Here is a 5,851-nt window from a genome sequence, read left to right as displayed (position 1 = left end):
ACCTATGTCGACCCGGCCCATCTAGACGCCGGGGGACGGCGACACGATTCACAGACTATCGGCGACCCGATCCGGCTTCCATATGAGCCCAGCACGGTGCTGATCTGCGAAAATAAGGACACGGTCGTCATGTTCCCGCGCCACCCCGGCCTGATCGTCGTCGAAGGCGGCGGCACCGCCGGATCGCGCCTTCTCCCCCAGATCCCGTGGCTCGCCCAGCACGGTGACGTCGTGTACTGGGGCGACATTGACGCCGACGGCCTCACAATCCTTAACGCCATGCGCGACGCAGGCATCCCCGCCCGGTCGATCCTGATGGACCCCAGCACGTACGACAACTATGAGCGCTTCGGTGCATCGTCCAACCCCGACGGCACACCGGTAGCCTGCCGGCCCCGACGGGTGACGTCTCACCTGACCGCCTCCGAGCAGCGCCTCTACGACGATCTCACCGACCCGGACTGGCCGCGAGTGCGGCGCATCGAACAGGAACGCATTCCCCTTCACGTTGCCGTCGCAAGTCTCGCAGACCTACGGGGCCCTTAAACGAGCCCCGACCCGCCGTGATCGAGCGATGTGAGGGTCATGCCGTTCCGCTCTCGTCAAAATCGACGTAGGAGCCGGGTCTGACAATCCAACGTCGTGCCCCGAGTCGGCCTAAGAACAGAGCTCGACCCGAATTGCGACCTGGCCGGTGCGGCTCACCGTCGCACCGGCCACGTCATCGCGCCCCAAAGGGGGCCGTCCAGTCTCACCTGGGGTCGCAGTCTCAGGTGAGCCTGCCGTGTCATCTTGAGATCTCAGTCTGATTTAGCCGAGAACGCAGTCTCATTCGGCGAGATTTCGTGCTCGTTCAGGTGAGACATTCCATCAGCTGCAGCCGCTGGTGCTCCCGCAGCCCTCGCATACGTAGCACGAGCCGGCCGGACGCATCTTTGTCCCGCACGTCATGCATATTGGAGCGTCGGCCGACTTGCCCTGGAACTTCTCCATGAGTTCGGCAGAGGAGTGGATCTCGCTGCTGATCTCGCGGGCGGAGGCGGCACCTGAACCTGACTTGACCTGATCGACGGGGATCGTTGCGGCGTGATCACTGACCTGCTCAATTGGCTTCGCCTTCGTCACGGACGCGGTCTGCGAGTAGGTCTCCAGCTCGTCTTCGAGGTCGTCGGCGTCGCTGCCCTCCGCGAGGTAGGAGCCAGTCTCGAGCTGGCGAGACCGCTCAGAGGCGGTGTGGATGCCCATCGAGTCGCGGGTCTCGTAGTCGAGGTAGTCCAGCGCCAGGCGACGGAAGACGTAGTCCATGATCGACTGCGCCATCCGGACGTCGGGGTCGTCGGTGAGGCCGGCCGGCTCGAAGCGCAGGTTGGTGAACTTCTCGGTGAAGGTTTCCAACGGCACGCCGTACTGCAGGCCGATCGAGACCGCGATCGAGAAGGCGTCCATCACGCCGGCCAGGGTCGAGCCCTGCTTGCCGAACTTGAGGAAGATCTCGCCGAGCTGGGCGTCGTCGTAGGTGCCGGCGGTGAGGTAGCCCTCGGCGCCGCCGACGGAGAACGACGTCGTCTGCGAGGTGCGGCGCTTGGGCAGGCGACGGCGGACCGGGCGGTACTCGATGACCTTCTCGACCTTGACGGCAGCAGCTTCGGCCGTCTTGTCCGTGGCCGTCGAGCCGCCGTCGGAGAGCGGCTGTCCGACCTTCGCGTTGTCGCGGTAGACCGCAAGCGCCTTGAGGCCCATCTTCCAGCCCTGCAGGTAGACGTCCTCGATCTCCTCGACCGAGGCGTCCTCGGGCAGGTTGACCGTCTTGCTGATCGCACCGGAGAGGAACGGCTGTGTCGCGGCCATCATCTTGACGTGGCCCATCGCGGAGATGGAGCGCGCACCCATTGCGGTGTCGAAGACGTCGTAGTGCTCCGGCTTAAGGCCGGGCGCGTCGATGACGTGGCCCTTGTCGGCGATGAACTCGACGATCGCCTCGATGGTCTCCCCCGTGTAACCCATCTTCTTCAGGGCGCGCGGGATGGTGAGGTTGACGATCTGCATGGAGCCGCCACCGACGAGCTTCTTGAACTTGACCAGCGAGAAGTCCGGCTCGATGCCGGTCGTGTCGCAGTCCATCATGAAGCCGATGGTGCCGGTCGGTGCGAGCACTGAGGCCTGAGCGTTGCGGAAGCCGTACTTGTCACCGAGGGCGATGACGTCGGCCCACGCCTTGGTCGCGAGCTGGTGGACGCCGAGGTCGTTCGCGTCGAGGGTCTTGATCGCGTCGTTGGCGCTCTGGTGCTTGCGCATCACGCGCTTGTGCGCGGACTCGTTGCGGGCGTACCCGGCATACGGGCCGACGACCGAGGCGATCTCGGCGGACCGCTTGTAGGCCGCTCCGGTGAGCAGCGAGGTAATCGTCGCCGCGAGGCTACGGCCGCCCTCGGAGTCGTAGCCGTGGCCGGTCGCCATGAGCAGCGCGCCGAGGTTGGCGTAGCCGATCCCGAGCTGGCGGTAGTCGCGGGTGGTCTTGCCGATGGGCTCGGTCGGGAAGTCGGCGAAGCAGATCGAGATGTCCATCGCGGTGATGACGAGCTCGGCGACCTTCTGGAAGGTGACCGCGTCGAAGGTGTCGTCGTCGCGCAGGAACTTCAGCAGGTTGAGCGAGGCGAGGTTGCACGAGGAGTTGTCGAGCGACATGTATTCGGAGCACGGGTTGGACGCGGTGATCCGGCCCGTCTCGGGGTTGGTGTGCCAGTCGTTGATCGTGTCGTCGTACTGGATGCCCGGGTCGGCGCACTCCCAGGCCGCGGTGGCGATCTTGCCGAAGAGCTCACGGGCGTCGATGGTCTCGATCACCGTGTTGTCCTTGCGCGAGCGCAGGCCGAACTCGGTGCCGTCCTCGACGGCCTTCATGAACTCGTCGTTGACGCGGACCGAGTTGTTGGCGTTCTGGTACTGCACGGACACGATGTCCTTGCCGCCGAGGTCCATGTCGAAGCCGGCGTCACGCAGCGCGCGGATCTTGTCCTCCTCGCGCGCCTTGGTCTCGACGAACTCGACGATGTCGGGGTGGTCGACGTCGAGGACGACCATCTTGGCCGCACGACGGGTCGCGCCACCGGACTTGATCGTCCCCGCGGACGCGTCGGCGCCGCGCATGAAGGAGACAGGGCCGGAGGCGGTGCCACCGGAGGAGAGCAGCTCCTTGGAGGAGCGGATGCGGGAGAGGTTGAGGCCGGCGCCGGAGCCGCCCTTGAAGATGAACCCCTCCTCCTTGTACCAGTTGAGGATCGAGTCCATCGAGTCCTCGACGGAGAGGATGAAGCACGCGGAGACTTGCTGGGGCGAGGCGGTGCCGACGTTGAACCAGACCGGGGAGTTGAACGAGAACACTTGGTGCAGCAGGGCGTAGGTCAGCTCGTGCTCGAAGAGGGTGGCGTCCTCCTCGGTGGAGAAGTAGCCGTAGTCGCGGCCGGCCTTGGTGTAGGTGAGGACGACGCGGTCGATGAGCTGCTTGAGCCCGGTCTCACGGGCGGGGGTGCCGAGCGCGCCGCGGAAGTACTTCGTCGTCACGATCGTGCTCGCGTTCACCGACCAGAAGTCGGGGAACTCGACGCCGCGCTGCTCGAAGATGGTCGCGCCGGTCTTCCAGTTCTGCTGGACGACGTCGCGCTTCTCCCAGGTCACCTCGTCGTAGGGGTGCACCCCGTCCGTCGTGTAGATGCGCTCGATCTTGACGCCCTTGCCCTTGGAGCCCTTGCGGGATCCGGCGCGGTTGGCGATCTCGGTCATGGTGGTGGTCCCCTATCCCCGGGTCGTCTGCCGGGTGTGGTCGTGGGTTCAGTTCTACAGGTGGGGTCTGACATCGTCAGGCGTGCAGACGGCGCTGGCCCGCGGCATACGCAGTCGGGCGCCGGGGTGGTGCGGGTGGTGCGGTCAGTCGGTGCCGCGGGAGGCCTTCGTCGGCTCCTGGCCCGTCGCGTCGCGCTCGGCGCGCAGGAGGGTGATGGCCGACTCGAAGTCCTCGAGGGTGCTGAAGGCCTGGTAGACCGAGGCGAAGCGGAGGTAGGCGACCTCGTCGAGCTCGCGCAGCGGTTCGAGGACGGCCAGGCCGACCTCGTGGGCCTCGACCTCGGCGGTGCCCTGCTGCCGGATGGTCTCCTCGACCCTCTGGGCGAGGACGGCGAGGTCGTCCTCGGTGACCGGGCGGCCCTGGCAGGCCTTGCGGACACCGACGAGGACCTTGCCCCGGCTGAACGGCTCGCTCGCGCCGGACCGCTTGACGACGCTGAGGCTCGCGCTCTCGAGGGTCGTGAAGCGGCGCCCGCACTCGGGGCACTGACGCCGGCGGCGGATCGCCGTGCCGTCGTCGGTCGTGCGGGAGTCGATGACCCGGGAGTCGGTGTGACGGCAGAACGGGCAGTGCATCAGCCAAGCTCCTTGCATGGGTCGTGAGCCGCCTGGAGGGGGCCTCCGGTCGGCTGCGGTGGATAACCGCGGGGACATCAGGTGAACAACCTGTGGAGAAGTCTTCATCCCTTGTGGACTAGATGTGGACGACTTACACGGGTGTAACTACTAGATGTTGGGGTAACCGTAGCCCCGGACCCCGTCCGGGTCAACCTCTGAGAACGGGCAAATCGGGCGTCGGCGCGTCGTCGCAGGTCAGCGGGCTGAGAGGGGCCTGAGGGAGGCGTGGGACTCGTGTGGCGTCGGCGTGTCGCCGAGGTCGCCATGTCCGCTGCGTCCGACAGGTCGGTAGCCCTGGACACCGACCTGCCGGACGCAAGGGGGGCTGGGGACGACGGGTTGCTGTCAGCAGATTCTCAGACATACTGAGGGCGCCCGCCTGCAAATGGACGGATGCAGACGGGACTCGAGGGGGACGCGTGAAACGAAGGCGGTTTAGCCCGACTGCGATAGGTATCGGCGTAGTTGTGGGGCTGGGGTTGGCGGGGTGTACATCCAGCGATCCGAGACAGACCACCCCTACGACGAGTACCGCGGTGGCAACAACAACGGGTGCCAGTGCAACGACCAAAGGTTCAACAACCGCTCCCCCACCGACAACATCGAAAACCTCGCCTGATGGCGTATCGAGTATTCCCATGGCAGCGCGGGCAAACACTGCGGCCGGGGCAGAAGCCTTTACAAGGTACTTTTTGGGGCAGACCAACGCCAGCTACAAACAACTCCGCCCTGAACTCATTGAGCCCTTGGTAGCAAGCGGCTGTAAGACATGCGCTGGCTTTATCTCCCAGGTCAAGGAATACATAAGCAAACGTCAGAAATACGAGGGAGATTTCGTTACACCTACCCTCGTAACTGTCTCCAGTTTCAGCGGCACGGTCGCCAAAGTTTTCGTTTCCAGCGATACTGCGGCCGGTCGCGTCGTTGAGTCAGACGGAACTACGGCACAGGAATTACCCGCCGAGAAGGGTAACACGACTACTGCGCTCATGTATTCGGACGGCGCTTGGACAGTTGCAGAAATTCAGGCCGTCGCGTGAGACGGCTCCTCGCAGTCACTGCCATCACGGTACTTTTTGTTTTAACGAGTGGGTTAGAGGCGCAGGGTTCCGGAGAGCCCAACTGTGGGCGATACGTGAAATGCGGTGAAAATAACGGCGGGGTGGATACCAGTACTACCCGCGCCCAAATCGCCCATCTTCCACAGATCCCCGGGAATGACGGCACGACACCCGTTGACGCGGCATACGCGGGTCCGCGCTTCGAGTACGGGACGACGACCGCCTGCACCATGCAACCTCCATTAACCACGCGCCGCGCCGGGTTCGCCCAGCAGCAACCCGATCTCGCGCGCGGCGTGGGCGACGCGGGTCAGGCTGTCCATGATCAGCAG

At 65.0% G+C, this 5,851-nt stretch carries 5 protein-coding genes; 3 read left to right on the top strand and 2 right to left on the bottom strand.

Annotated elements, in window-relative coordinates; genetic code table 11:
- On the top strand, positions 1-546 hold a 546-nt coding region (locus tag Q0R63_RS04430; RefSeq protein WP_295694590.1), incomplete at its 5' end, for a DUF2220 domain-containing protein.
- A gap of 324 nt (positions 547-870) precedes the next feature.
- Here the strand turns inward: Q0R63_RS04430 and Q0R63_RS04425 are convergent.
- Together Q0R63_RS04425 and nrdR are read right to left on the bottom strand one after the other, a co-directional pair.
- Positions 871-3,780: a vitamin B12-dependent ribonucleotide reductase gene (locus Q0R63_RS04425; RefSeq protein ID WP_295694587.1), complete on the bottom strand. Its 2,910-nt coding sequence runs from the start codon at positions 3,778-3,780 to the stop codon at positions 871-873.
- A gap of 144 nt (positions 3,781-3,924) precedes the next feature.
- Positions 3,925-4,416 carry a transcriptional regulator NrdR gene (gene nrdR / locus Q0R63_RS04420; RefSeq protein ID WP_295694584.1) on the bottom strand — a complete coding sequence of 164 codons (492 nt, stop codon included), beginning with the start codon at positions 4,414-4,416 and terminating at the stop codon, positions 3,925-3,927.
- Between the two features lie 529 nt (positions 4,417-4,945).
- On the opposite strand from nrdR, the gene Q0R63_RS04415 reads away from it, so the two are divergent.
- Together Q0R63_RS04415 and Q0R63_RS04410 are read left to right on the top strand one after the other, a co-directional pair.
- A complete protein-coding gene (locus Q0R63_RS04415; RefSeq protein WP_295694579.1) occupies positions 4,946-5,077 on the top strand; it encodes a hypothetical protein in 132 nt (43 codons plus the stop codon).
- 19 nt (positions 5,078-5,096) lie between these two features.
- On the top strand, positions 5,097-5,498 hold the full coding sequence (locus Q0R63_RS04410; protein ID WP_295694576.1) for a DUF6318 family protein: 402 nt from the start codon (positions 5,097-5,099) through the stop codon (positions 5,496-5,498).
- Positions 5,499-5,851 lie beyond the last annotated feature (353 nt).

Origin of the sequence: Lapillicoccus sp., assembly GCF_025353065.1 — a bacterium.
Classification (GTDB): Bacteria; Actinomycetota; Actinomycetes; order Actinomycetales; family Dermatophilaceae; genus Lapillicoccus.
Note: the sequence above shows the minus strand (reverse complement) of the source record. Positions and strands in the feature narration are given on the sequence as shown.